This is a genomic window from Streptomyces sp. NPDC048370 (assembly GCF_043200825.1).
Classification (GTDB): Bacteria; Actinomycetota; Actinomycetes; order Streptomycetales; family Streptomycetaceae; genus Streptomyces.
This window is the reverse complement of sequence record NZ_JBICYI010000002.1, coordinates 125,101-151,120: the sequence shown is the minus strand read 5'-3', so window position 1 is coordinate 151,120 and position 26,020 is coordinate 125,101. Positions and strand designations below refer to the sequence as shown.

Genomic DNA, 26,020 nt, shown 5'->3' with positions numbered 1-26,020 from the left:
GGTGGTTCGTGGAGAGGGCAGTCGATGACCGTGCGCGACGATGCGCAGGAGCAACACCAGCAGGAGGAGTCGGGGCCCGGCGAAGGGCCGGACCGGCGCCGTTTCCTCGGGTACGTCCTCGCGGCGCCGACCCTCACCGTCGCCGCGCAGCTCGGCGAGGCCGTCCTCGCCCCCACCCCGGCGGCCGCCGCCGCGCCCGCGCTTGTGCCCTCCCTGCCCGGGGCGTCCGAGATCTACGACCTCAACGACATGCTCACGCACGCCGCCCTGCCCACCGCGAACCTGATCACCATCCGGATCGAGGCCGACGGCACCGCCTCCTTCGCCCTGCCCCGGGCCGAGGTCGGCCAGGGCATCACCACCTCCTCCGCCATGGTGATCGCCGAGGAGCTCGACCTGCCGCTGGAGAAGGTGCGCGTCACCCTCGCCGACGCCCGCCCGGAGCTGCTGTTCAACCAGATGACCGGCGGCTCCAACACCACCATCGCCACCTTCACCCCGATCCGGGTCGCCGCCGCCGTCGCCCGGGGCCGGCTGCTGCGCGCCGCCGCCCTGGAGCTCGGAGAGCTGCTCGGCTCCCTCACCGCCAAGGCCGGGGCGATCGTCTCCTCGGCGACCGGCCGGAGCATCGGCTACGGCGAACTCGCCGCGAAGGCGGCCGCCGTCAGCGACACGGCGGTCTCGGTCGCCCTGAAGAAGCCGTCGGAGTTCAAGGTCATCGGCACCGCGCAGCGACGGATCGACGCCCTGGAGGCGGTGACCGGCCGCAAGAAGTTCGCCATGGACGTGCAGGTGCCCGACGCCCTGCCGACGATGGTCTGCCGGCCGCCGACGATCAACGGCACCGTCCGCTCGGTCGACAACCTGACCGAGGTACGGTCCATGCCCGGCATCACCGACGTCGCACCGATCTCCACCGGCGTCGCCGTCCGCGGCCGCACCTTCGGCCAGTGCATCGACGCCGTCCGCGCCCTGAAGGTCACCTGGGGTCCAGGCACCGCCGAGGGCGACTCGGACGCGACCGTCCAGCGGAAGCTGAGGGCCGCCGAACTGCCCCTCGTCGTACCGCCGTTGCCCCTGCTCACCAAGGCCGTCGACGCCCGCTTCACCTTCCACTTCTCCAGCAACAGCGCCCTGGAGACCAACTGCGCCATCGCGGACGTGCGCCCGGACTCGGCCGAGATCTGGGCGAGCCTGAAGACGCCGATCGTCGCCCAGGAGCAGATCGCCCTGAAGCTCGGCCTCCCGATCGCCGCGGTGAAGGTCCATGTCACCGAGGGCGGCGGCTCGTTCGGCCGCAAGCTCTTCCACGACGCGGCCGGCGAGGCCGCCGAGATCTCGCGGGCCATGGGCAAGCCCGTGAAGCTGATGTGGCACCGGACCGACGACTTCCGCCAGGGCCGTACGCACCCCATGTCGACGTCCCGGGTCCGCGCCACGTACACGCTCGGCGAGGTGCTGTCGTACGAGCAGCGCCACACCTCCGTCGCCACCGACTTCGGTCACGGCCTCGGCGAGATCATCACCTCCACCGCAGCCCAACTGCCCGTGGGCGACCTCGCCTTCTCCGAGACGATCTTCGCGCTCACCCAGCAGAGCCCGTACCACTTCGGGGTCACCACCCAACTGCTCAGCGAGACCGACAAGGGCTTCAACACCGGCTCCATGCGCGGGATCTACTCGCCCAACGTCCGGTGCGCGCAGGAGCTGGTCGTGGACGAACTCGCCCGGCGCATGGGCAAGGACGCGTACGAGTTCCGCCGCAAGCACCTCAAGGAGGAGCGCGCCCGCGCGGTCCTGGACAAGGTCGCCGAGGTCGGCGACTGGGGACGCTCCCTGCCCGCCGGCATGGCCCAGGGCATCGCCGTCCACCCCGAGTACCACGCCTTCGTCGCCGTACTCGCGGAGATCGACTGCCGGCCCGCGACGACCGGCCGGAAGATCCACGACGCGTACACCGGCCCCCGCGTCACCAAGGTCGTCTGCGCGGTCGACGTCGGCCTCGCCGTCAACCCGCGTGGCCTGGAAGCCCAGATGATGGGCGGCATCATGGACGGCATCGCCGTCGCCCTCACCTCCGGCCTCCACCTTCAGGACGGCCACTTCCAGGAGGGCAGCTGGGACAACTACTTCTACACCCGGCAGTGGAACACCCCGCCCGAACTGGAGATCGTCGTCATGCCGCCGAACTCCGACCGGCCCGGCGGCGCGGGCGAGCTGGCCGTCGGTGCCGCGATGGCCGCCGTCGCCTGCGCGTACGGCCGGGCCACCGGCACCATGCCGACGACCTTCCCCGTCAACCACTCCGAGCCGCTCTCCTTCGAGCCGCTGCCCACCACCCCGCCGATCCCCGCCTCTCCGGTCGACGGCCTCGACCGCGCCTTCTAGGACCCAGGAGCCACCGTGCCGCACCACACCTTCATCCTCAACGGCAGGGCCGTCACGGCCGAGGTCGAGGACGACGTCCGGCTGCTGTGGGTGCTCAGGGACGTCCTCGGCGTCACCGGCCCCAAGTACGGCTGCGGGCTCGGCGTCTGCCAGGCGTGCACCAGCCACATCAACGGCAAGGCGTTCAACCCCTGCTCCGTCCCGGTCAAGGACATCGCCCCGACCGACGAGATCACCACGATCGAGGGCCTCCCCGCGACCGTCGGCAAGGAGCTGCACCCCATGCAGGAGGCATGGCTGGACCTCGACGTGGTCCAGTGCGGCTACTGCCAGCCCGGCCAGATCATGACGGCCGTCGCCAAGGTCCGCGCGGCGCGGGAGGCCGGGCGGGAGGTCGACGAGGCCGACCTCGACGAGATCCGCAACATCTGCCGCTGCGGGACCTACAACCGGATCCGCGAGGCGATCGTGGCGGGAGCAAGCCGCATGCCCTGACGCCGCCGGGTGCGTTTCACGGACCGGGCCCGCCGCATGCCTGACGCGGCCGGGTGCGTCTCCCGGACCGGGCCGGCCGAGGAGAAGTTGTCACGCGACGGCTGAAGCGGGCCGACGCGTTCCGACCTCTTGTGGGCTGCGCGGCAACTCCTTACTGTCGGGTAAGTCGCCCTGGCATACAGGGCAGTTGATGCCGCGCGCTCTCCTGGAAGGAACACCGATGTCTGCTGTCCGGACGCGGGGCGCACGTCGCCTCCTGCTCGGGTCCCTGGCCGCCGCCCTCGTGCTCACCGTCGGTGGTGGCGGCAGCACCGTGGCCGCCGTCCCGCCGGCCGGACCGCCCGCCGCGCCGCCCGTCGCCCCCGTGGCGGCCGAGGGGCTGCGGGAGGTGATGTTCGTGGGGAACAACTGGGACGGTACCGCCGACGTCATCGAGGCCAGCGGCGACTTCGCCCGCATCGGCCGGATCAACGTCATCCCCGACCGCGAGCGCCGCATGTGGGAGATCGGGCTCAACCCCCTCAAGCTCGCCTTCTTCCTCGGCATCCGGCAGGGCCCCGGCGAGGGCCACGACCAGTTCGTCGACGACATGTACGCCACGCCGGACGGCTCGGCGATGGTGGTCTCCCGGCCGAGCTTCGCCGACGTGGTCTCGATCGACCTCCGTACCGGCGCGCTCAACTGGCGCTATCCCGTCTCCGGTTTCCGCTCCGACCACATGGCCGTCTCGCCCGACGGTACGCGCGTCGCCGTCTCGGCCTCCACCTCCAACCGGGTGCACGTCCTCGACATCACGACGGGCCGGGAACTGGGCTCCTTCGCGACCGGCGACAAGCCGCACGAGAATGTCTTCACGGCCGACGGCCGGTACCTGTGGAACATGGCCATCGGCGAGGTCACCACCGCACTGGACGGCCCCGCCTGGGACTGGACCAAGGGGGACCGCCGCATCACGGTCGTCGACGCCCGGACCTTCGAGCAGGTCCGCGTCATCGACATGCGCGCCCGCCTCGACGCCTTCGGCCGCAAGGACCTCTCCGACGCCGTCCGGCCCGTCGCCTTCACCCCCGACGAGTCCACGCTCTACTTCCAGGTCTCGTTCTTCAACGGCTTCCTCGAGTACGACGTGGCCACCGACCGCGTCACCCGCCTGAAGACGCTCCCCGAGAACCCGGCGACCGACCCGGACCGCACCACCTGGGTCAACGACTCGCGCCACCACGGCATGTCCATGAGCCCCGACGGCTCCAAGCTCTGCGTCGCCGCCACCATGGACGACTACGCCACCGTCGTGGACCGTACGAGCCTGCGGGAGGGCCCGCTCGTGCCGGCCGCCAAGCCGTACTGGGCCACCGTCAGCGGTGACGGCCGCTCCTGCGTCATCTCGGAGAGCGGCTCGGACCGGGTGACCGCGATCGACTTCGCCACCGGGCGCGCCGTCGCCTCCGTCGCGGTCGGCGACCATCCCCAGCGCGTCCGCCTGGCCCGTGTCCCCGCCGGCTGGACGGGCCCGGCCTCCCGCTGACGGCGTCCCGGCGAGCTGCGAGCTGCGAGGGGCGAGCGGTGAGCGGTGGGGGAGTCCGTCGCGATCAGGTCGTGGCGGGCGAACCCGTCGCCAACTTCTCCCGTACGGCGTCGAGATACTCGGCCACCGCGTCGCGGTTCCGGGTCAGGAACCGGATGCGTTCCGTCATCCGGTCCCGCTCGCCCTCCAGCGTGGCGAGCATCTCCGGTGTGGCGTCGGGGAAGTGGATGACGCGGGGCTTGTCGAGGCAGGGCAGAATCTGCTTGATGATCCGTGTCGGCAGCCCCGCGTCGAGGAGACCGCGGATCTGCAGGACCCGGTCCACGTTCGACTCGTCGTACACCCGATAGCCGTTCGGCAGGCGATCGGCGACGATGAGTCCCTGCTCCTCGTAGTAGCGCAGCATTCTGCGCGGAGTGCCGGTGCGGTCCGCCAGTTCACCGATGCGCATGTGGTCCACCTCACAGCCAGTCGCTTTGACCTTCACATCAATGTGAAGGTTTCAGCATACGTGGCATGAGCAACCACACCGCACAGAAGGCCGGTTCGCCCGCACGCGAAAACCGTCTCCGCTCCGACCGCCTCCCCTCCGACCGCCTCCCTTGGCCCGCGCTTCTCGCCCTGGCCACGGCCGTCTTCGTCACCAGCCTCACCGAGACCCTGCCCGCCGGCGTCCTCCCCGCGATGAGCGCCGACCTCGGCGTCGGCGAACCCGCCATGGGTCAGTCGGTCACCATCTACGCCATCGGCACGGCGCTCACCGCCATCCCACTGACCGCCGCCACCGCCGGCTGGCGGCGCAAGCGGCTGCTGCTCGCGGCGGTCGCGGGCTTCGCCGTCGCCAACACGGTCACCGCGGTCTCCACCCACTACCCGCTCACCATGGCCGCCCGCTTCCTCGCAGGCGTCGCCGCCGGTCTCGCCTGGGCCCTGCTCGCCGGCTACGCCCGGCGCATGGTCGCCGTCCACCTCCAGGGCAGGGCGATCGCCGTCGTCATGACCGGCATCCCCCTCGCCCTCTCGCTCGGTGTGCCCGCCGGTACCTTCCTCGGTGCGGCACTCGGCTGGCAGGTGACGTTCCTCCTCATGACCGCCCTCGCCGTCGTCCTGATCGGCTGGATCGCCCTCACCGTCCCGGACTTCCCCGGGCAGCCCCGAGGCGGCCGGGCGCCGATCCGGCGGACCCTGGCCATACCGGGCGTCGCCCCGGTCCTCCTGGTCACCCTCGTCCTCGTCCTCGCCCACACCGTCCTGTACACGTACGTCGCCGCCTTCCTCGACCACCTGGGCATGGGCGGCTCCACCGGCGCCGTCCTCCTCGTCTTCGGCGCGGCCTCGCTCCTGAGCATCTGGTTCACCGGCCTCCGCATCGACCGGGGCGTGCGGACCCTGACCCTCGCGGGCGCAGCCCTGTTCGCCGTCGCGTCGGGCGGGCTCGCCGTGGCGGCGGACAGCCCGGCCCTCGTCTACGCCGCCGCGATCCTGTGGGGGCTCGGCTGGGGCGGGGCGCCGACCCTCCTGCAGACGGCCGTCGGCGACGCGGGCGGCGAGGCGGCCGACACCGCGCAGACCATGCTCGTCAGCCTCTGGAACGCGGCCATGGCGGGCGGCGGCATCGCCGGTGGCCTGCTGCTCGACCGCCTCGGTGCGGGCGCCCTCCCCTGGACCGTCCTGGCGCTCCTGATCCTGGTCCTGGCCGTCGTCACGGCGGCCCGCACCCACGGATTCCCCGACAGGCGAGGCCGCGCCGACGGGTGACGGCGTGCCGACGGGGGCAAACGCGCTCCCCGAGGAGCGTCACCCCTACCCGTCATACTTCGGAGCTACCCACCGACTGTCCCCTCCGGCGGGACGCCGACTACGGCGCGTGATCCATACGTTCGGCACCGGAACGAGAACCACTCCGGTACGGAAGGACACGCCATGGCGTCCCGCCCGCGCAGCCGACGGCTGCGCCGCACCCTGCTCACCGCGCTCGTCATCGCCTCCGTGGCGGTGCCGACCGCGGGCGCCGCCCGCCCCGCCGCCGTCCCGGCGCCCCCGCCGCCCGCGCTCGGCCCTCTGGCCCCGGCCACGACCGCCACCCTCGACGCCCGGTACGCCACCAACCGGGACGCCGCGCTCGCCGCCGCGCGGACCGCCGCCGACTACGGCGACCGGAAGCGGGCCGCCGCCCTGCGCGCCATGGCGGGCCCGGCCCGGCAGCTCCTCTCCTTCGACGGCCGCGACGGCGGCCGCAGCGTCGAGGTCGTCGGCGACCTCGCCCGCGCCGACCGTGTCGCCGTCCTCGTCCCCGGCTCCGACACCGCGCTCGGCAGCCGACGGTTACGGGACGGCGCCGTCGCACTCCAGCGGCAAGCGGGCGAGCGGTCCGCCGTCCTCGCCTGGCTCGGGTACGCCACTCCCGCCACCGCGAGCGCCGCCGCCCTCACCCCCGGGCGCGCCGACGAGGCCGCACCCGAACTACGGGCGTTCGTACGGGAGATGAGGGCGGCCAAGCCCGCCGCCCGGATCACGCTCCTCTGCCACTCCTACGGCTCCGTCGTCTGCGCCGACGCCGCCCACGGGCTCCCCGCCGACGCGCTCGTGCTCTACGGCAGCCCGGGCACCGGCGCCGACAGCGCCGCCGACCTGCGTACCCGGGCCACCGTCTGGGCCGGCCGGGGCGCCGCCGACTGGATCGCGCACGTACCGCACCTGCGGCTGCCGCTGCCCTTCGGCGAACTCGGCTTCGGCACCGACCCCCTCGACCCGGAGTTCGGCGCCCGCGTCTTCGACGCCGGGACCGGCGGACACAGCGACTACCTCGCGCCCGGCTCCGTACCGCTCGCCAACCTCGCCCGGATCGTCCAGGGACGGGAGCCCACCCATGCGTGACCTCGTCCGCCGTATCGAGGCCGCCACCCCACCCGGCCGGGACCGTGCCCTGGACGCACTGCGCGCCCTCGCCATCCTCGGCGTCGTCCTCGGCCACTGGCTCGTCACCGCCCTGATCTCCGACAGCGGTACGGTGCGCGGTGCCAGCCCCCTGACCCACCTCCCCGAATTCACCCCGGTCTCCTGGGTGTTCCAGACCCTGGCCGTCTTCTTCCTGGTCGGCGGAGCCGTCGCCGCACGGAGCCACGCCGCCGCCCGCGCCCGCCACGAGCCCTACCGCCGCCGGCTCGGAGCCCGCCTCGGCAGGCTCTTCCGGCCCGTCGTCGCCGTGCTCGCGGTCTGGACCGTGGCCGCGCTCGCGATGCTCGCCGCCGGAGTGCCCTGGCAGACCGTGCACACGCTCGGCAAACTCGTGCTCTCCCCGCTCTGGTTCCTGCTCGTCTTCGCCGCGCTCACCGCCGCGACCCCGCTCGTCGCCCGCGTCCACCCGCTCTGGCCACTCGCCGTCGTCCTCCACGTCGACCTCATCCGCTTCGGCCTCGACGGGCCCGCCTGGCTGGGCTGGATCAACGTGGCCGCCGGCTGGCTCGTCCCGTACTGCCTCGGCGCGGCCTGGGCCCGCAACGGCCTGAAGGACCGCAGGACCGGCTGGGTGCTGCTGCTCGGCGGAGCCGCCGCCACCGCCCTCCTCGTCCTGCTCGCCGGCTACCCCGCCGCCATGGTCGGCGTCCCCGGCGCCCCGGTCTCCAACCTCAACCCGCCCACGCTCGCCGCCGTCACCTTCGGCCTCGCCCAGTGCGGAGGCGCCCTGCTGCTGCTCGGCCCGTTGCGCCGGGCCCTGCGCCGCCCCACGGCCTGGGCGGCGGTGGCGCTGCTCAACCTCGGCGCGATGACGGTCTTCCTCTGGCATCAGACCGCGATGATCGCCGTCACCGCCACGGGACTGCTCGCGGGCGAACTCCTCGGCCACGGACCACTCCTGGGCCTGCACTCCGTCCCCGACGGGTACGGCTGGGTCCTGGCCCGCCTCGCCTGGCTCCCGCTCTTCGCCGCCGCGCTGCTGGTCTGCTGCGCCGCCTTCCGTACGTACGAACAGGGCGGACGGCCCGCCCGTCCCTCCCGTGAGAAGCGCCCCGCCGGGGCGAGGGAGGCGCGACGTGCCTAGGGTTGACGCACAGAAGGAGGAACAGGTGGGGGAGAGTTACGGGGTGCGGATGGGGCGCGCGCTGCGGGAGGCGCCGCGTGCCCTCGGCGACGAACTGTGGACATGGGCCCGCGATCCGCTGCCCCGCCACACCTGGCTGGGCTGGCTGCCCCACGCCCACGTCGTGCTGTTCGCGGTCCTCGTCGGCATCGGTGACATCAACGTGTACGCCGGGGTGGCGGGCCCCGCCTCGGGGCAGGCCCGCGACCTCGTCATCGTCCAGGCGCTCGCGCTCGTCCTCGCCCTCACCCGGCCCGTCGGTGCCTGGTGGATCTCCACGACCGCGCTCTTCCTGATCGGGCTGAGCACGCAGCACGCCGCTGACGCGCCGGTGCCCTGGCCCTGGAGCGGTTTCGGCATTGCCCTGCACACCCTCCTCCTGTTCCTGCTGGCCTTGCGGGTCTCGGCGCCGGCCGCCGGTGTCGCCCTGGCCGTGACCGTCCTGTCCGGCGCGCTGAACATCGTCGTCGCGTCGGACGAGGGCTCCCTGACGGGCGGGACGATCGCCTTCGTGACCGCCGTGGTCGTCGGCGTCGCGCTGCGCAGCAGCCGTGTCGCCCGGACCCGGCTCAGCGCCCAGGAGGTCCTCACCGCCGAGGAGCGCTCCCGCCGCACGCTCCTGGAGGAACGCGGACGGATCGCCCGCGAACTGCACGACGTCGTCGCCCACCACATGTCCGTCATCTCCATCCAGGCCCAGGTCGCCCCCCACCTCGTCGAGAACCCCTCCGACGAACTGCGCGAGCACCTCGCCGGCATCCGCCAGAACGCGGTGGAGGCCCTCAACGAACTCCGTCGCGTCCTCGGCGTCCTGCGGGCGGAGGACCCGGCCGCCGACCGCGCCGAAGACGCGCCCCAGCCCACCCTGGACCGGCTCGACGAACTCCTCGACAACGTCCGCACCGCCGGGCTCACCGTCGACGCCACGACCACCGGAGAACGCCGCCCCCTGGCGCCCGGCATCGAACTCTCCGCGTACCGCATCGTCCAGGAGGCGCTCAGCAACGCGATGCGGCACGCCCCCGGTGCCCGCGTGCGAGTGGAGATCCGCCACCTGCCCGGCGGGCTCACCCTCCACATCGCCAACACCCCGCCGATCCGCCCCGTCGATCAGGCCGCCGCCCCACTGTCTCAGGGACCCGGCCACGGCCTCCTGGGCATGCGCGAGCGCACCGCCATGCTCGGCGGCGAACTGGCCACGGGACCCACCCCCGACGGCGGCTACGAAGTGACCGCCACCCTCCCCGCACCGAGCGCGACCTCCGTGCTCCCCGCCCCCTCTACCTCCCCGAACACCCCACAGAAGGACGCCCCATGACGAGCGGCACGATCCGGGTTCTCATCGCCGACGACCAGATGATGGTCCGTCAGGGATTCACCGTGCTGCTCAACGCCGAACCCGGCATCGAGGTCGTCGGCCAGGCTGTCGACGGTGCCGACGCGGTCGCCCAGGCCGCCCAACTCGCCCCCGACGTCGTCCTGATGGACATCCGCATGCCGGGAACCAGCGGCATCGAAGCCACCCGCCTCCTGGCCGAGCCCGCCGACTCCACCGTCAAGGTGCTCGTCCTGACCACCTTCGACCTTGACGAGTACGTGTACGAGGCGCTGCGCGCCGGAGCCTCCGGCTTCCTCCTCAAGGACGCCTCCGCCGAGGAACTCGCCCACGCGGTACGGGTGGTGGCGAGCGGGGACGCCCTGCTCTCGCCCCACATCACCAAGCGCCTCATCGCCGAGTTCTCCCGGCTCACCGCCACACCCAGGACCCCGCTCAAGAACCGGATCGGCGATCTGACGGAACGTGAGACCGAGGTGCTCGCCCTGATCGCGAACGGTCTGTCCAACGCAGAGATAGCCACCCGGCTCGTCGTGGCCGAGCAGACCGTCAAGACCCATGTGAGCCGCATCCTGGTCAAACTGGGCCTGCGCGACCGTACCCAGGCGGCCGTCTACGCCTACGACACCGGCCTGGTGCGCCCGGCCGGCCACTGAACCACCGGCTGTCGACCGTCAGTCCGTGTCGGAGGCGGCGATGACCCCGACCCGCGTGCGCGTCGGGTCGAGGACGGCGAAGGCGAGGTCCGACAGGTCGCCGAAGAAGAAGTCGCTCCGCCCCGGAGCCAGCCGCAGCCAGCGGTGCTCGGCGGCGGCCCGAACCGCGTCACCCAGCTCCACCGACAGGTCCAGGTCCATCAGGGCGTACAGGGAACGCCAGGTCACCAGCCTGGAGTACGGCCTCGGCCTGCCGTCGCCCCACATGCCGCCGTCGAACGCCGGGACGAACAGATCGCCGGCCACGTCGTCCGCCGTGGTGTGGGCCGCCGCCAGGGTCTCCGGCGTGAACCCGGCCAGACAGGTCGAGCCGAGGGAGGTCAGCAGCGCGGAGTTGAAGTCGACGGGATCCAGCGGCTCCGGCAGCGTGAAGAACTCCGCCGCGCAGATCCCGAGTTCGGCCAAGGGAGCGACGGCCGCCTCGGTCCGCCGCTCGTCCCGCACGCGCAGCGCCGCCCGCCCGGCCTCGGCCCCGGCGGCCGTCGGCGGTACCGCCGGGTAGGCGGCGTACAGCTCGTCCGGACGCAGGGAGCTGAGCATGGTGCCCCGTGTCCACGCCCGCCGGCGCATGGCGTTCTCGAAGTGGAACGAGGCCAGGGGAAGCCAGGAGAGGGGATGCCCGAGCTCGCGCAGCCCCGCCTGGAACGTCACGTACGGTTCGTCCCGCAGGCCCCAGCGCAGGGCCATCTCATGGAGCAGACAGGCGCGGAACTCCGTCGTGGGATCGTCCGCCACCGGTGGCTTCTCGAAGTGCGGGCGGAGCTTCGCCGAACTGGGCCGCTGTACCAGCTCGCGCGTCACATGGTCCATGAGCGCGGCCGCTCCCGGGGCCTCGCCGAGCCGGGCCGCGTGCTCCCCGAGCCGTACCGCGCAGTCCGTGGCGGCCTGGGAGTGCCCGGCGGTCAGGAACTCGACGAGCCGCAGGATGTCCGGGTCGGACCAGGTGCGTGCGCCGCGCGCAGGTTCGGTCGCCAGGTCGTAGAGCTTCTCGGGGGCGGTGGCGGCGTAGACCTTCAGCGAGGCGTCGTTCGGCAGAGGGGTGGCGGTCGGTTCCGGCATGGCGCCCAGGCTACGGGGGCCTGTCACGCGGAACGGCCGCGGGTCCCGGTGGGGAACCGCGGCCGCTCACAGCCCCGTCAGACGGCGGGCGGCACCCGCGAGGGGCGACCGGAGCCCCGGGTCAGGGAGTACCCCGCGACGCCGGCAAGCGCGGCGAGCACCCCGCCGACCGCGGTCCAGATCCAACGGTCGGACCACAAGCCCGAGGACCAACCGTCCTCGGGCGCCCGCGCCTCGACCGCCGACGGCCCGTCGGCCGGGGCCGCGTCCTCCGTGGTGGCGCCGGGCACCAGCGGCGCGGCGAGCGAGCCGCCGCCCGCGTACGCCCCGCCCTTCTCGGCCGAGGCGGCGCCGATCCGGGCCGTGAACGGCTGCCCGAGATCCTCCTCGGGCAGACCCGTCACGGTGAGACGGACGTAGTAGCTGCCGGGCAGCGGATCCTCGTCCCAGGTGTCGGCCCACGGGCGGACCGGGCGCAGGGTGCAGGACAGTTCGACCGTCGCTGCCTCCTGGGCCGCCGACCGGGACTGCATTCCGTACATGCACGGCTGGCGGCGGCGCAGCCCGTCGTAGACGTCGACCCGCCAGGTGGAGGCGCCGTGCCGGGCGGCGGACTCGGGCAGGGTGACCGAGGCCGTCACCGTGGGGCGTTGCCCGGTGTCGGCAGGGAACACCCAGTACAGGTAGTCACCCGTGGAGGCCTCCGCGGTGGCCTGCTGGCCCTGCCGGAAGGAGGCGGCGGTACGGAAGGTGGTGCCGGCCTCGGTCGGCCCCGCCGTCGCCCCGGCGCTCGCGCTGGAGCTCGGGGTCGGGGTGGCCGAGTCCGCGAGGGCGGGCACGGCGACCGGGCCGAGGAGCCCGGCGCCGGCGAGCAGGGCGGCGGTCAGCGCTCGTACGGTACGCATCAGTTGGTCCTCCAGACGGCGACGCGCCAGCGGGACACCCAGCCCCACAGCAGACCGCCCACGAAACCGGCAAGGACGAGCGCGCCGAGCAGCCACCAGCCGCGGCCGAGACCGAAGGAGGCCACGTCGGAGGCCTCGTCGGGCGCGTCGACGATGTCGAGGGCCAGCTCGATCGGCATGCCGGGCGTCGTCTTCACCGACGGCGGCGCGGAGAAGGAGTTGCTGATCTGGAGACAGACGGTCTCCGCCGCGGGCTTGTCCGCGTCGGCGCCGTCCACCGGCTGCTTGGGGTAGCGCAGACCCGTGGAGATGACGTCCGTCCGTCCGTCGCCCGCCTCCGAGCCGCGGACGATCTCCCGGCCGCGCAGGGTCACGGCCCGCAGCAGCACCCCGTAGTCGTTGTTGACGGCGCGGTCGGCGGAGATGCTCACCGCGGCGCGGAGCTCCTGGCCGGGCAGTACGTCCACCCGGTACCAGCGGTGCTGACCGAAGGTCTCGCGGTCGGTGTACAGACCCGGCTTGAGCACCGGGGCGTCGGCGCAGCGCTGGGCACCCTCGGTGGCCACCGGGGTGACGACCGGGTCGGCCGCACGGTCGACCAACTGCCGGACCCGCTTCGAAAGTTCCTCGGTGTGCCGGACCGAGGTGTACGTGCCGCCGGTCGCCTCCGCGATGCAGGTGAGCTGCTGACGGATCTTGGCGTTCGGCACCAGGCCCAGGGTGTCGATGGTGAGGTGGATGCCCCGGGCGGCGATGTCGCGCGCGACCTCGCAGGGGTCGAGCGGGGCGCAGGTGTCCTCGCCGTCCGTGATGAGCACGATCCGGCGGGTGGCGTTGGCATCGCCCTTGAGGTCCTCCGCCGCACCGAGCAGGGCCGGCCCGATGGGGGTCCAGCCGGTGGGGGCGAGGGTGGCGACGGCGGTCTTGGCCTCGGTGCGGTCCAGCGGGCCGACCGGGTAGAGCTGCCGGGTGTCCTTGCAGCCCTTCTTGCGGTCGTCGCCGGCGTAGTCGGCGCCGAGGGTGCGTATGCCGAGCTCCACCTCCTCGGGCACCGCGTCGAGGACCTCGTTGAAGGCCTGCTTGGCGGCGGCCATCCGGGACTGGCCGTCGATGTCGCGGGCGCGCATCGAGCCGCTGACGTCGAGCACCAGCTCGACCTTGGGGGATTCCTTCGCCGCGGGTTCGTCGGCGGCGGCGCCGGTCGGGAACAGCCCGACGGCCAGGACGGCGAGCAGCGCGCATGCCCCGGTCGAAAGCCGTTTTCTCGTGATCATGGGGCGGATCGTAGGGATGATCGTCCGACAATCCAAAACGGCCCCGTGCGCGGACTCCTGAAGGGCCGTCCGGGCCGGTCGCGCCGACGGTCCGTCCGGGCCGCCGCACGCTCCCGTCCGCGCCAGGCCCTAGCGGTGTTCGGGGTTCGGGAAGTCCTCGCGGCAGCCCGCGTCCCAGGCCGTGCGCTGGTTGCCGTGGGCCGGGATCCCGCCCGCCCGCTTGAGCAGGGCGGCCAGATGCATCAGGTTCCAGGCCATGAACGAGGTGTTCCGGTTGGTGAAGTCGTTCTCAGGACCACCCGAGCCCGGCTCCATGTACGACGGCCCGGGCCCCGCCTCGCCGATCCAGCCCGCGTCCGCCTGCGGCGGGATCACATAGCCCAGATGCTGCAGGCTGTAGAGCACGTTCATCGCGCAGTGCTTGAGGCCGTCCTCGTTGCCGGTGATCAGACAGCCGGCCGCGCGGCCGTAATAGGCGTACTGGCCCTCGCTGTTGAGCAGGCTGGAGCAGCCGTACAGCCGCTCGATCACCCGCTTCATCACGGAGCTGTTGTCGCCGAGCCAGATCGGACCGCACAGCACGAGGATGTCGGCCCGCATGACCTGCTCGTACAGGTCCGGCCAGGCGTCCGACGCCCAGCCGTGCTCGGTCATGTCGGGCCACACCCCGGTGGCGATGTCGTGGTCGACGGCGCGCAGCAGCGAGGTCGTCACGCCCTGCCGCTCCATCACGGCCCGGCTGCGGTCGATCAGCCCCTCGGTGTTGCTGACCTCGGGGGAGCGCTTGAGCGTGCAGTTGATGTAGAGGGCGCTCAGATCGTCGTAGCGGTACGCGGTCGTGGCCATCGGCCGTCTCCTCGCGGGTGGGGGTCCGGAGTGGAGCGGTACGGGTACGGGTGCCACGCCACCCGACCAGCCTCGTCACCCCGGGCCGGTGGGGCCAACGCTGGGCGACCGACCGGATGACGGCGGGGCTGCGGAGTGGCGTGAGGGAGGGGTGACGTGTGGGGCGTGAGGGGGGTACGTGTGGGGCTGGACGCGTTGCGCGTGACGAGTGGGGCGTGGCGGCGGTCAGCGCCGGACGCGCGCCGCCACCGGCAGGTGGTCGCTGCCCGTGTCGGACAGCGTCCAGGTCGCGCCGACCTCGGCGGCGCCGCGCGCCAGGACGTGGTCGATGCGGGCGAGGGGCAGGCTCGTGGGCCAGGAGAAGGCGAAGTCGTCGCGGTTGCCGCGCACCTCGGACAGGACGGGCGCCAGGCCCCGGTCGTCGACGGTGCCGTTGAGGTCGCCGAGGACGAGCACCGCCGCGGACTGGTCGGCCGCCAGCGCCCGGCCGAGCCGGGCGGCGCTCTCGTCGCGCCACCCCGTCGCGTACCCCTGGCCGGCCCGGACCCGGACCGACGGCAGGTGCGCCACGTACGTCGTCACGTCCCCGTGCGGGGAGCGGACGACGGCCCGCAGGCCGCGGTCCCAGCCGGCCTCCACCGCCGCCGGCTTGAGGTCGACGCGCGCGATGTCCGTCAGCGGGTGCTTCGACCACAGCCCGACGGTCCCCACGGTCGCCCGGTACGGATGCGTGGGGTCGAGGACGATCCGGTAGGCGGGCAGGCTCTCCGGTGTCAGCTCCTGGAGGGCGATCACGTCCGGGTCGGGGCCGAGGAGGATCCGTGCGACGCGGGACGGGCTGGTGTTCTCGTCGCTCACGTTGTGCTGGACGACCGTCAGGTCGTACGTCTGGGGGCCATCGGATGACCCCAGGGGCCCGCGGAACACCCCGACCCAGACGGCGCCGACGACCAGGCAGACGAGGGCCGGGAGGAGCGAGCGGCGGACGGCGGCGACGAGCAGGCCGACGGGCACGGCGAGGCCGAGCCACGGCAGAAACGTTTCGACCAGGCTCATCAGGTTGCCCGGGAGCCCGGGAACCCAACGATGGACGAGCAGCAGCACGCCGGCGACGCCCACGACGACCGCCGTGAGCAGCCCGCGCTTGTTCCGTGTCCCCTCCACAACGACCCCCTTTGGGGGAGGGGACGCCGACGTGCGTGATCCAGTTCCCGGGGTGGGTGGCGCGGGTGGCGCGAAGCGCTGCCCCGGAACGGCCCGCCGTCCACCGCGCCTCAGACCAGCCGGCCGTCCTCCGCCACCACGCGGCCCGCCCGGACCACCAGCTCGCGGCGCGGCTGGTCGACCACGACCTGGGCCACGCACTCGCCCTCCACCAGCATGAAGTCGGCGGGCGAGCCCGGCCGGAGGTCGGCGCGCGGCAGGCCCAGGAGGTCCGCGCCGCCGTCCGAGGCGAGCCGGAAGCAGGCCTCCAGCTCCTCGTCGAGCCGGACGTCCAGGGCCCAGCCCGCCAGCCAGGCCCGGTGCAGCATGTCCGCGTTGCCGAACGGGCTCCAGCTGTCCCGTACACCGTCCGAACCCAGGCCCACCGTCACCCCGCGCTCGGCGAGGCGGCGGAAGGGGAGCACGGTCTTCACCGACAGCGCGACCGTGGTCAGCGAGACCCCGGCGTCGGCCAGTACGTCAGCGATCTCGTCCAGCTCGGGGCCTGACAGCTCGGCCACCGCGAACGCGTGCCCCACGTTGACCTTGCCGCCAAGACCCAGCGCCCTGGTGCGGGCGGCGATGTCGCGCAGCGGCGCCAGGCCCCGCTCGCCCGGGTCGTGGAGGTGGATGTCGAGCCCAAGGCCGTGACGTGCCGCGATGCCGAAGACCGTGTCGAGCTGTGCGCCGTCGCGCCCCGCGCCGTCCAGGTCGAAGCCCGCCGGGTCTATGCCGCCGATGTGCGAGACGAGGCCACGGGCCGCCGCCTCCTCAAGAAGCTCGGCCACGCCCGGGGTGCGCCCCACGCCGTGCTGCGGGAAGGCGACCAGTTCGACGTCCACGACACCGCGCAGCCGCTCCCGCGCGGCGGCGACGCCCTCGACCCCTTCGAGACCGTAGGCGGGGGCGACGTCCACATGAGCCCGCATCGCCCGGGTGCCCCGGGCCGCCGCGTGCGCCATCAGCCGCGGCGCGCGCTCGGCGAGAGGGGTGCGCTGGGCGCGGTACAGCTCCACGTCACCCTCGACGTACTCGGCGATGCCGCGTGCCGGCCTGCGGCTGTGCCAGGGCTCGCCCCACGTCGTCTTGTCGGGGTGCAGATGCGCGTCGACCAGGGTCGGTAGCGCGAGACGGCCGGCCCCGTCCACGTATTCCACGACCGTGCCCGCCGCGATCGCTTCGTCCGCGACCAGCACCCCGTCCACCGCGATCAGGTCGGCCGGCGGACCGCCCCAGGGGCGGACGTCGCGGAAGACGGTGGCGGTCGCGGTGGTGGCGGACGAAGGGTTCGGGACCACGATGGCTCTCCTCGTCGAGGGGATGGGGGCTGGTGCAGGTGATGTACCACGGCACCGGCGGAGGAACGGGGCGACGGAGGGACGGGGCGACGGAGGGACGGGAGCGGAGGGCGGGGGGACGGGGCGACGGAGGGACGGGAGCGGAAGGCGGGGGGATGGGAGCGGAGGGCGGGGGGATGGGACGACGGGAGGACGGAGGGGCGGTCGAACGGAGGGCCGGGCGAAGGGCTCGGCCCGGTCCGTCCCGGTCCCGGTCCCGGCCCGGTCCGTCCCGGCTCGGTCCCGCCCGGTCCGTCCCGCTACAGGACCGCGATGCCGAGAGGGCGTGTCCCCGCGGCCAGGCGCGTGGTCTCGCCGCTCGGGAGGTCGACGACGGTGATGCCGTCCCAGTAGCCGTCGCGGGTGAAGCCGCCGGTGACGTACGCGGTGCGGCCGTCCTTCGACACGGCCACGTCCTCGTGCGGACCGTCCAGCGGGTACACCCGCTCGGTGCCGTCGGGCGCCCGGACCGTGAGCGAGGGGCCTTCGTCCTCGGAGGGGTCGATCGGGCCCGTCCCGACGACGAGCAGCGTGCCGTCGGGTGTGATCGTGGCGCCGTGCTGGTGGGTGTCGGCGGTCATCGGCTCGATCTCCGAGCGTCCGGTCCTCGGGTCGACCACCACGAGCCGCTCGCCCTCGAAGGGGAGCAACAGCCGGCCGTCCGAGGGCCGTACGACCGCGTAGTGCGGCTTGAGCCACGAGCCGAGGCCGCCCTCCGTGCCGTAAGGAGCGACCTCGATCCGACGCGGCGAGAGCGAGTCCGCGCGGACGACGGTCACGTCGAAGGAGTCGTGGTCCGTCACGTACACCTCGGAGCCGTCCCGCGCCACGTCGACGTCGAACGGACGCCGTCCCACGTCGACGGTCGCGGTGACCTCACGGCTCGCCGTGTCGATCACCTCCAGGGTGCCGTTCCCGCCCGGCACGTTGACCCCGACGTACGCCCGACGGCCGTCGGGGGAGAGCGCGATGCCCATGCCTCCGCCCCGGTACTCGCCGGTCTCGGCAGGACCGCTGTCCGTCTCGTACGGGACGAGGGCGAGCCGTGTGCGGGTCCGGGTGTCGACCACCGCGACGCCCTCGGCGGTCGCCACCCAGGCGCGCCCGTCCGCGCCGACGGCCAGGCCGTACGGCGCCGTGCCCACCTCGAAGGAGCCGATCTCTCCGTGTCGCGGGTCCACGAAGGTGACGGTGTCGGAACCGAAGTCGGCGACGACGAGCGTGCCTTCCGGAGTCGGCGTGGCAGCTGAACCGGTGGTCGGAGCGGGGGAGGTGGGGGAGGTGGGGGAGGCCGAGGTTCCACGGGGTGTCGCGTCGGCGCCCGCGTCCGCCGCGCACCCGACGAGGACTGCTGCGAGCGCGGCGACCGACGCGAGGACGCGTCCGCGTGCCCCCACCCGTACGGTCGTGTGCGATGCGCGCTTCCTCGGTACGGACTTCCTCGGTACGCGCCTCATCGGGAGGTCTCCCGCCCGGAACGGGCCGTCGCGGCCGCGAGGAGTCCGGCGATGCCGGTGAAGCCGCGTCGTCGCGCGTGGGCGAGCGGCGTGGTCCCGTCGTGGTCCGCGAGCAGCGGATCCGCCCCGGCGGTGATCAGCAGCTCGACGACCTCCTCGTGCGGCCGTCCGCCGTCGCCGAGGATCACCGCCTCCAGGAGGGCGGTCCAGCCGAGCCGGTTGACGTGGTCGACGTCCATGTCCGTCTCCCGCAGCACGGCCCGTACGTACGCGACGTGGCCGCGCTCGGCGGCGGGGATCAGCGAGGTGCCGCCGAAGCGGTTGGTCAGCGTCAGGTCGGGGCCCGCCGGGAGCAGTACGCGCATCATCGGCACGCTGCCCGTCACCCCGGTGACGAGCCACGGCGTGCCCGCCCGGCTGTCCCGCGCGTCCGGATCGGCGCCCGCCTCGACCAGGAGGGCCGCGGCCTCCACCCGGTCCGCCAGGGCGGCCAGCAGCAGCGGGGTGCGCAGCTCGGCGTCCCGGCAGTCGACGTGCGCGCCGGCGTCGAGCGCCGCCCGGATCTCCGCGGTGTCTCCCCGGTGGGCGGCCGCGAGCAGCAGCCGGTCGTTCGCATCCATGGCGGTTCTCCTTCTGGCGGCGGTCAGCGGCACGGACGTCGTCCCTTCCCGGTGGGTGGCGGAGGCAGGCGGTCCGCTCTCCCCGCCATCGTGGGCCGACGGGCGCCTGCCCCCGGTCGATCCTGTGGATCTCCGTGGAGGCCCGATCGGTGGACCGCCGTGTCAACCGATCGGACGACCCGCCGCTGCGCCCACCGCCCGGCGCCGCGGCTCGCCGCCGGCGCCCGCGCTGCGCGCCGGATCCGCCGCTGCTCTCCGACCGCCCCTGTCCTCGCGGTCCCCCGGTGCTCGCCGCCGCCTGCCGCCGGCGCTGCGTGCAGGGTCCGCCCGCCGCCGCCCGGCGCCCGCGCTGCGCGCCGGATCCGCCGCTGCTCTCCGCCCGCCCCTGTCCTCGCCGTCCCCCCGTGCTCGCCGCCCGCCGCCGCCCGGCGCCCGCGCTGCGCGCCGGATCCGCCCGCTGCTCGCCGCCCGCCCCCGCCCCCATCCCCGCCGCCGCCCCCACCCGCGAGCCGCCCGGAAAACCGTTGTCGGGCGACGCCCTCCGCAGGTGACAATGAGTCACCACTGACCAGGAGGAACCCATGAGCCAGGCGCAGCTGACGCTCCAGGAGCTGCTGCCCGCGCAGGAGCTGGCCGCCGCCATCGACGCCGGGCACGTCACCCGCAAGGCACACCCCGAACTGCCGCTGTCCATCTACACGTACACGCGGGCGTGCCAGTACGAGCGGATCTGGAACCAGGTGACCACGCGCTGCCGTGGGCTCGTCGCCGACGACGCGACGGGCGCGATCGTCGCGCTGCCCCTGCCCAAGTTCTTCAACATCGGTGAGCACGAGTCCGGTCAGCCCTACGCGCCCGCGCTGCCCGACGAGCCCTTCGAGGTCTACGACAAGGTCGACGGCAGCCTCGCCGTGATCTTCCACTACGCGGGCAGCTGGCAGGTCGCGTCCAAGGGGTCCTTCATCAGCGCGCAGGCGACCTGGGCGCAGCGCCGGCTCGACGGCCGGGACACCGGGGCCCTGACGCCCGGCGTCACCTACCTCGCCGAGATCCTGTACCCGCAGAACCGTATCGTCGTCGACTACGGCGAACGCCGGGACCTCGTGCTGCTCGCCGCCTTCGGCCCGGACGGCACCGAGATCCCGCTCGCCGAGGCCGCCGCCGACTGGACGGAGATCGGCTCCGTCGTACGGACCTGGCCCGCCATGCCTCTCGACGAACTGCTCGCCCACACCGAGTCGAACACCCTGCCCGGCGGCCGTCCCGCCACCGGCACCGACGCCGAGGGCTTCGTGCTGCGCTACGCCTCCGGTGTCCGCGCCAAGGCCAAGCTGAGCGAGTACGTACGCCTCCACAAGGTCCTCACCGGTGTCACCGAGCGGGACATCTGGCGCAGCCACGGCATCCAGCGCTTCGCCGGTACGGCCGTGAAGCGCCTCGCGCAGGGCCTGGGGCTCTCGGTCGCCGAACTCGGCGGCGTCACGTCCGCCGGCGGCCGACCGCTGGACGCCCTCCTGGAGCAGGTGCCGGACGAGTTCGACGCCTGGGTGCGCGGGGTCGTCGCCCGCCTGGAGGGCGAGGCCGCGGACCGCGAACGCGCCATCGACCGGGCCTACGCGAGCATCGTCCACCTCGCCGGGGACCGGGGCGCCTTCGCCCGCGCCGTCAAGGCGCTGCCGGTCGACGCCGACGTCCGGTCGGCGATGTTCCTGCGCCTCGACGGACGTCCGACCGATCTCTTCGTCTGGCGTACCGTCAGGCCCGAGGCGACCGACCCTTACACCACCGACCTGGAGAACTGAGCTGTGCCCGAAGTACATGTCATGACGGGGCTCCCCGCCTCGGGGAAGACCACGGCCGCCCGTCGGCTGCAGGCGGAGTCCGAGGGCCGGATGCGCCGCGTCAACCTCGACGACCTGCGCACCATGCTGGACGTCCCGGCCCCCGAGCGCGGCCGCTCGCACGCACACGAGCGGACCGTCCTCGCCATCCAGGACGCGGCCGTCCGCTCGGCCGTCGAGGGCGGATTCGACGTGGTCGTCGACAACACGCACCTCACCCCGCACATCCCCAAGCGGCTGAAGGCGGCCGTCGTCGGCCTCGACGCCCGTTTCGTGGTGCACGACTTCACCGACGTACCGGTCGAGGAGTGCGTACGGCGCGACGCCGAGCGCGAGCGTTCCGTCGGCGAGGAGATCATCCGCATCCTCGCCGACAAGCACGCCAAGGCGACCCGCGGCGGCTGGCGACTGACCGCCGAGTGGCTGGACGCGCGGCCGGTCGCCGCGCCGTACGTCCCGGACCCGGCGCTCCCGTCGGCCGTCCTCTGCGACATCGACGGCACGCTCGCCCTGCGCGGCGACCGTGGCCCGTACGACTTCACGCGCTGCGACCTCGACCTGCTGAACGTTTCGGTGGCCCGCGCGCTGCGCGCCTTCCGCAAGGCGGACAACGACACGATCGTGCTGCTGTCCGGGCGCAGCGAGGACCACCGCGCGCTCACCGAGGCCTGGCTCGCGCGCCACGAAGTGCCGTACGACGAGCTGTGGATGAGGGCCTCGGACGACGGCAGGGGCGACGACATCGTCAAGGCCGAGCTGTTCGACGCGCACATCCGCCACCGCTACGCGGTACGGGTCTCGCTTGACGACCGCGACCGCGTCGTCGCCCTCTGGCGCCACATGGGCCTGCCGACCTGGCAGGTCAACTACGGCAACTTCTGAGCCGCGTCGAGGAGGTCCGGGCCGGCTCGCGCGGCAGGGAGGAGCAGGGACCGGCGGTCCAACGGTGTGGCTGTGCCCACCGGTGGACCGACGGCACTCGCCGTGCACGGCCCGCCGCACCGGCCTAGCCTGAGGGAGGGGAGTCGTCCTCGTCTGGCAGGAGGCCTGCCGTGAGGTACTCGCAAGCGCACTCGCCGTCGCACTCGCCGTCGCACGCGCGGTGGCGCCGGGTCTGCGTGGTTCTGGCCGCGACCGGCATGCTGGCCGTCCCCGTCTCGGCGGGCGCGGCCTTCTCCGTGGAAGCCCCCGTGGCCGCGTACAGCGCCGGGGAACTCGCCCCGTCCGTACCCGCCCCGTTCGTACCCGCCCCCTCCGTACCCGCGCCGTCCGCGCTCGCCCCGTCCGTCCTCGCCCCGTCCGTCCTCGCCCCCTCCGCGCTCGACCCGTCCGCGCTCGCCCCCTCCGCCACGAATGGCGACTTCGCCGAGCTCACCCCGGAGGTGGCCGGCCGCCTGGACACCGCGATCCAGCAGGTCATGCGCGAGGCCGACGTGCCCGGGGTCATGGTCTCGCTGTCCGCCCCCGGCAAGGGGACCTACATCCGTTCCTTCGGGGTCGCCGACAAGACCACCCGGGTGCCCATGGACCCGGGCCTCTACATGCGGATCGGCAGCGTGACCAAGACGTTCACCGTGACCGCCCTGCTCGAACTGGTCGACCAGGGCAAGGTCGGCCTGGACGACACGATCGACAAGTACGTCGACGGAGTCCCCAACGGCGACAAGATCACGCTCCGTCAACTCGCCGGCATGCGCAGCGGATTGTTCAACTACTCGGCGGACGAAGGGTTCTACAAGGCGCTGACCTCCGACCCCGACCGGCCCTTCACGCCACAGGAGTTGCTCGACTACTCCTTCAAGCACCCCGTGAACTTCCAGCCGGGGGCGCAGTTCGAGTACTGCAACACCAACCTGATCCTCCTCGGGCTCGTCGTGGAGGAGGAAGGCGGGCTGCCGCTGAACGACTTCATCCAGCAGAACGTCATCGAGCCCGCCGGCCTGCGTCACACGCTCTTCCCGACCGGCGCCGAGTTCCCCAGCCCGCACGCCCACGGCTACACCAACCAGACGGCGTCCGGGAAGGTCGAGGACTCCACCGACTGGGACCCCTCCTGGGGCTGGGCGGCGGGAGCCATGATCTCCCAGCTCGGGGACCTGCACACATGGGCGCGTATCCTCGCCACCGGAACCCTGCTCACCCCCGAGACCCAGGCCCAACGCCTGATCACCCAGCCGACGGGGATCCCCGGCGCCGGATACGGCCTCGGCATCTTCAACGTCCAGGGCTGGATCGGCCACAACGGCTCGCTGCCCGGCTACGAGTCCCTGGTGGTCCACATGCCCGAGGCGCGGGCCACCATGGTCGTCATGCTGAACACGGACATCCTGCACGACGGGGTGGAGCCCAGCACGCTCTTCGGCAAGGCGATCACGCAGATCGTGAGCCCCGACCACGTGTACAACCTGCCCGTGGCCCCGACCCCCAGGACATGAACCGCCCAGGCCCGCGGGGCGCGCCGCGTCTACCCTGGGTACATGGGCGGTGACCTGGTCGGACTGTTCCTCTGCGGCGACGTGATGCTCGGCCGCGGAGTCGACCAGATCCTTCCCCACCCCGGCGACCCGGCCCTGCGCGAGCGGTACGTGCACGATGCACGGTCCTATGTGGCGCTCGCCGAGGCCGTGAACGGCCCGATTCCCCACCGCGCGGACTTCGGCTACCCCTGGGGCGTCGCGCTCGACGCCCTCGACGCCGCCGCACCCGACGTCCGCGTCACGAATCTGGAGACGGCCGTCACCACGAGCGACGAGTTCGCCCCCGGCAAGGCGATCCACTACCGGATGCACCCGGAGAACCTCCCGAGCCTGACCGCCGTCCGCCCCGACGTCTGCGCCCTGGCCAACAACCACGTCCTCGACCACGGCCGCCAAGGCCTCGCGGACACCCTCGACACCCTGGCGAAGCACGGAGTACGCACGGTGGGCGCCGGCGAGGACGCCGAGGCGGCGGCCCGGCCCGCGATCGTCGACCTGCCCGGCGGCGGTCGGCTCGTCGCGTACGCCCTGGGCATGGCCTCCAGCGGCATCCCGCGCGACTGGGCCGCCACCGCGCACCGCGGCGGGGTGCACTACGCCGCCGGGCCCACCGCGACCGCCGCCGCCCGCCTCCTCACCCGCATCCGGGACGCCAAGCGCCCCGGCGACATCGTCCTGGTGTCCCTCCACTGGGGCTCGAACTGGGGGTACGCGCTCTCCCGCACCGATGTCGACTACGGACACGCCCTGATCGACGCCGGTGCCGACGTGGTGCACGGACACTCCTCGCACCACCCCCGGCCGCTGGAGATCCACCGGGGCAAGCTCGTCCTGCACGGCTGCGGCGACCTGATCAACGACTACGAGGGCATCACCGGCTACGAGCAGTACCGCGACGACCTGCGGCTGCTGTACCTCGTCTCGGTGAGGTCCGACGACGGCCGACTCCAGGAGGTACGCATCATTCCCCTGCGGGCCCGGCGCATGCGGCTGGAGCACGCCCCCGGCCGTGACACGCGCTGGCTCCACGACGTACTCGGCCGGACCAGCCGGCCCTACGGTGCGCAGGTCGACCTCGACGAGGACGGAACCCTCGTCGCACGCCCCGCCTGACGGGCGGCGGCGCGCACCCACCCACCTGCGCGCACGCTCAGGACCAGGGAGACGAGCAGGACATGTATTTCACCGATCGCACGGACGCCGGACGGCAACTCGCCGCACGCCTGGAGCACCTCAAGGGCCGTGACGTCGTGGTCCTGGGACTTCCGCGCGGCGGGGTGCCGGTCGCCGAACAGGTCGCCGACGCACTCGGGGCTCCGCTGGACGTCTGTCTCGTCCGCAAGCTCGGGGTGCCGTTCCAGCCGGAACTGGCCATGGGCGCCATCGGCGAAGGAGACGTACGGGTCCTCAACGACCATGTCCTGGCCGACACCGGTGTCTCCGCCGGGGACCTCGCCACCGTGGAGGCCCGCGAGCGGGTCGTCCTCGGGCAGCGGTCGCGGCGCTACCGGGGCGCCCGGTCGGCGGCCCGGCTCGACGGGCGGACCGTCGTGGTCGTCGACGACGGGCTCGCGACGGGCGCCACGGCGATCGCGGCCTGCCGGGTCGTGCGCGCCCAGGGGGCCGCGCGGATCGTCCTCGCGGTGCCGGTCGCGCCGGGCGACTGGCGGGAGCGGATCGGCAGGGAGGCGGACGAGGCCGTCAGCGTCCACGAGCCGGACTTCTTCTACGCGATCGGCCAGTTCTACCAGGACTTCTCACAGACCCCGGACGAGGAGGTCGTCGCCTGCCTGGAGCGCCACCACGCCGGGCAGGGCCGGGGCGACGACGACCCGGAGGTGCGCATCCCGGCCGGGGAGGTGGAGGTCGCGGGCCACCTGGTGGTGCCCGAGGGAGCACCGGGGATCGTGGTGTTCGCCCACGGGAGCGGCAGCAGCCGGCACAGCCCCCGCAACCGGGCCGTCGCCGAGAGCCTGAACCGGGCCGGGCTCGGCACGCTCCTCTTCGACCTGCTCACCGAGGAAGAGGCGGCCGACCGCGCCAACGTCTTCGACACGGAACTCCTCGCCGGCCGGCTGGCCAGGGCCACCCGCTGGCTGGGCGGCCGACCCGGCCTCGACGCGCTGCGGACCGGCTACTTCGGTGCCAGCACCGGCGCGGCGGCCGCCCTCTGGGCCGCCGCCGACCCGCTGTCCGGAGTGGCCGCCGTGGTCTCCCGAGGCGGCCGCCCGGACCTCGCGGGCCCGCGCCTCGGCCAGGTGCGCGCCCCCACCCTGCTGATCGTGGGAGGCAACGACCCGCTCGTACAGGACCTCAACGAGGAGGCCCGCAGCCACCTGCGGTGCGAGAACCGGCTCGTCGTCGTCCCCGGCGCCGGGCACCTCTTCGAGGAGCCCGGGACGCTGGAGCAGGTCGGCGAACTCGCCGCGGGCTGGTTCGCCGACCACTTCTGACGAGCTG

Annotated in this window: 23 protein-coding genes; 14 read left to right on the top strand and 9 right to left on the bottom strand. The window is 73.3% G+C overall.

The genetic code is table 11. The annotated features are described in order from the left end of the window. The first annotated feature begins 24 nt into the window (after window positions 1-24). The 3 genes from ACGFYP_RS04540 (at window position 25) to ACGFYP_RS04530 (ending at window position 4,408) form a co-directional block, all read left to right on the top strand. The gene (locus ACGFYP_RS04540; protein ID WP_393486327.1) at window positions 25-2,388 is read left to right on the top strand and encodes a molybdopterin cofactor-binding domain-containing protein; all 2,364 of its coding nucleotides are present in this window, start codon (window positions 25-27) and stop codon (window positions 2,386-2,388) included. Window positions 2,389-2,403: 15 nt separating this feature from the next. After that, window positions 2,404-2,883: a (2Fe-2S)-binding protein gene (locus ACGFYP_RS04535; protein ID WP_393486325.1), complete on the top strand. Its 480-nt coding sequence runs from the start codon at window positions 2,404-2,406 to the stop codon at window positions 2,881-2,883. A gap of 220 nt (window positions 2,884-3,103) precedes the next feature. Further along, window positions 3,104-4,408, top strand: coding sequence for a YncE family protein (locus ACGFYP_RS04530; RefSeq protein ID WP_393486323.1), 1,305 nt, complete (start codon window positions 3,104-3,106; stop codon window positions 4,406-4,408). Window positions 4,409-4,472: 64 nt separating this feature from the next. On the opposite strand, the gene ACGFYP_RS04525 is transcribed toward ACGFYP_RS04530, so the two are convergent. Further along, the gene (locus tag ACGFYP_RS04525; protein WP_361963847.1) at window positions 4,473-4,859 is read right to left on the bottom strand and encodes a MerR family transcriptional regulator; all 387 of its coding nucleotides are present in this window, start codon (window positions 4,857-4,859) and stop codon (window positions 4,473-4,475) included. A gap of 65 nt (window positions 4,860-4,924) precedes the next feature. Between ACGFYP_RS04525 and ACGFYP_RS04520 the strand changes: the two genes are divergently transcribed. From ACGFYP_RS04520 to ACGFYP_RS04500, 5 genes are all read left to right on the top strand, one after another. After that, window positions 4,925-6,166: an MFS transporter gene (locus tag ACGFYP_RS04520; protein ID WP_393486320.1), complete on the top strand. Its 1,242-nt coding sequence runs from the start codon at window positions 4,925-4,927 to the stop codon at window positions 6,164-6,166. A 165-nt stretch (window positions 6,167-6,331) separates the two neighbouring features. Further along, the gene (locus ACGFYP_RS04515; RefSeq protein WP_393486318.1) at window positions 6,332-7,285 is read left to right on the top strand and encodes an alpha/beta hydrolase; all 954 of its coding nucleotides are present in this window, start codon (window positions 6,332-6,334) and stop codon (window positions 7,283-7,285) included. After that, window positions 7,278-8,450, top strand: a complete 1,173-nt coding sequence (locus ACGFYP_RS04510; RefSeq protein ID WP_393486315.1) for an acyltransferase — start codon at window positions 7,278-7,280, stop codon at window positions 8,448-8,450. Before ACGFYP_RS04515 ends, ACGFYP_RS04510 begins: the two co-directional genes overlap by 8 nt. 49 nt (window positions 8,451-8,499) lie before the next feature. Further along, window positions 8,500-9,807 (top strand): sensor histidine kinase, encoded by a 1,308-nt coding sequence (locus ACGFYP_RS04505; RefSeq protein WP_393487455.1) that lies wholly within the window; start codon window positions 8,500-8,502, stop codon window positions 9,805-9,807. Continuing rightward, window positions 9,804-10,481 (top strand): response regulator, encoded by a 678-nt coding sequence (locus ACGFYP_RS04500; RefSeq protein WP_393486313.1) that lies wholly within the window; start codon window positions 9,804-9,806, stop codon window positions 10,479-10,481. Before ACGFYP_RS04505 ends, ACGFYP_RS04500 begins: the two co-directional genes overlap by 4 nt. An 18-nt stretch (window positions 10,482-10,499) precedes the next feature. Here the strand turns inward: ACGFYP_RS04500 and ACGFYP_RS04495 are convergent, their stop codons facing one another. The 8 genes from ACGFYP_RS04495 to ACGFYP_RS04460 form a co-directional block, all read right to left on the bottom strand. Next, window positions 10,500-11,600, bottom strand: a complete 1,101-nt coding sequence (locus ACGFYP_RS04495) for a DUF6183 family protein (protein WP_393486311.1) — start codon at window positions 11,598-11,600, stop codon at window positions 10,500-10,502. Between the two features lie 77 nt (window positions 11,601-11,677). Beyond that, window positions 11,678-12,505 carry a hypothetical protein gene (locus ACGFYP_RS04490; RefSeq protein ID WP_393486309.1) on the bottom strand — a complete coding sequence of 276 codons (828 nt, stop codon included), beginning with the start codon at window positions 12,503-12,505 and terminating at the stop codon, window positions 11,678-11,680. Then, a complete protein-coding gene (locus ACGFYP_RS04485; protein ID WP_393486307.1) occupies window positions 12,505-13,779 on the bottom strand; it encodes a VWA domain-containing protein in 1,275 nt (424 codons plus the stop codon). Before ACGFYP_RS04485 ends, ACGFYP_RS04490 begins: the two co-directional genes overlap by 1 nt. Window positions 13,780-13,908: 129 nt before the next feature. Further along, window positions 13,909-14,625, bottom strand: a complete 717-nt coding sequence (locus ACGFYP_RS04480; protein WP_393486304.1) for a flavodoxin family protein — start codon at window positions 14,623-14,625, stop codon at window positions 13,909-13,911. A gap of 225 nt (window positions 14,626-14,850) precedes the next feature. Next, on the bottom strand, window positions 14,851-15,789 hold the full coding sequence (locus tag ACGFYP_RS04475; protein WP_393486302.1) for an endonuclease/exonuclease/phosphatase family protein: 939 nt from the start codon (window positions 15,787-15,789) through the stop codon (window positions 14,851-14,853). A 110-nt stretch (window positions 15,790-15,899) separates the two neighbouring features. Further along, entirely contained in the window at window positions 15,900-17,150 is a 1,251-nt protein-coding gene (locus ACGFYP_RS04470) for an amidohydrolase (protein WP_393487453.1), read from the bottom strand. 275 nt (window positions 17,151-17,425) lie between these two features. After that, window positions 17,426-18,562, bottom strand: coding sequence for a hypothetical protein (locus ACGFYP_RS04465; protein WP_393486299.1), 1,137 nt, complete (start codon window positions 18,560-18,562; stop codon window positions 17,426-17,428). A 56-nt stretch (window positions 18,563-18,618) separates the two neighbouring features. After that, complete coding sequence (locus ACGFYP_RS04460) at window positions 18,619-19,242, bottom strand: ankyrin repeat domain-containing protein (RefSeq protein WP_393486297.1); 624 nt, start codon at window positions 19,240-19,242, stop codon at window positions 18,619-18,621. 149 nt (window positions 19,243-19,391) lie between these two features. Here ACGFYP_RS04460 and ACGFYP_RS04455 point away from each other — a divergent pair, with 149 nt between their 5' ends. The 6 genes from ACGFYP_RS04455 (at window position 19,392) to ACGFYP_RS04430 (ending at window position 26,013) form a co-directional block, all read left to right on the top strand. Next, a complete protein-coding gene (locus tag ACGFYP_RS04455) occupies window positions 19,392-19,793 on the top strand; it encodes a hypothetical protein (RefSeq protein WP_393486295.1) in 402 nt (133 codons plus the stop codon). Between the two features lie 30 nt (window positions 19,794-19,823). Beyond that, window positions 19,824-21,044, top strand: a complete 1,221-nt coding sequence (locus tag ACGFYP_RS04450; RefSeq protein ID WP_393486293.1) for an RNA ligase — start codon at window positions 19,824-19,826, stop codon at window positions 21,042-21,044. A 3-nt stretch (window positions 21,045-21,047) separates the two neighbouring features. Next, window positions 21,048-21,965 (top strand): AAA family ATPase, encoded by a 918-nt coding sequence (locus tag ACGFYP_RS04445; RefSeq protein WP_361963954.1) that lies wholly within the window; start codon window positions 21,048-21,050, stop codon window positions 21,963-21,965. A gap of 257 nt (window positions 21,966-22,222) precedes the next feature. After that, window positions 22,223-23,518 (top strand): serine hydrolase, encoded by a 1,296-nt coding sequence (locus tag ACGFYP_RS04440; protein ID WP_393487450.1) that lies wholly within the window; start codon window positions 22,223-22,225, stop codon window positions 23,516-23,518. A gap of 42 nt (window positions 23,519-23,560) precedes the next feature. After that, window positions 23,561-24,673 (top strand): CapA family protein, encoded by a 1,113-nt coding sequence (locus ACGFYP_RS04435; protein ID WP_393486290.1) that lies wholly within the window; start codon window positions 23,561-23,563, stop codon window positions 24,671-24,673. A gap of 62 nt (window positions 24,674-24,735) precedes the next feature. Beyond that, on the top strand, window positions 24,736-26,013 hold the full coding sequence (locus ACGFYP_RS04430; RefSeq protein WP_393486287.1) for a phosphoribosyltransferase family protein: 1,278 nt from the start codon (window positions 24,736-24,738) through the stop codon (window positions 26,011-26,013). The last annotated feature ends 7 nt before the right edge of the window (window positions 26,014-26,020 follow it).